The organism is Staphylococcus canis (genome assembly GCF_016238445.1).
GTDB lineage: Bacteria > Bacillota > Bacilli > Staphylococcales > Staphylococcaceae > Staphylococcus > Staphylococcus canis.
This window is the reverse complement of the sequence record NZ_JABANU010000101.1, coordinates 1-255: the sequence shown is the minus strand read 5'-3', so window position 1 is coordinate 255 and position 255 is coordinate 1. Positions and strand designations below refer to the sequence as shown.

The following is a 255-nucleotide window of genomic DNA, read 5'->3' as shown; positions in this document are numbered from 1 at the left end:
CGTGCTACAGTTGTAGGTGATACAGAACAATCCTGCGCTATAGAAGCTTCAGAGCGTATATCCGTTGCCTTATTGAGAACAGCCATTTTAGTATTTTTAGAGATAAAACAAAACTTATCAACGACAGAAGACTGAGCTGTAAAGTACGTATTACAAGCTTTACAATAAAAACGTTGTTTTTTAAGTATGAGATAAGCAGGTAACTCAGATATGTGAGGGAGTGTAATCCTAGATTGCTTTTTACCTGCTTTAATA

Annotated in this window: 1 protein-coding gene; it reads right to left on the bottom strand. The window is 35.7% G+C overall.

All coding sequences use genetic code 11. The features are described from left to right. Positions 1-255: transposase family protein (locus HHH54_RS11095; protein ID WP_198618830.1), on the bottom strand; the 255-nt coding region annotated here is incomplete at both ends.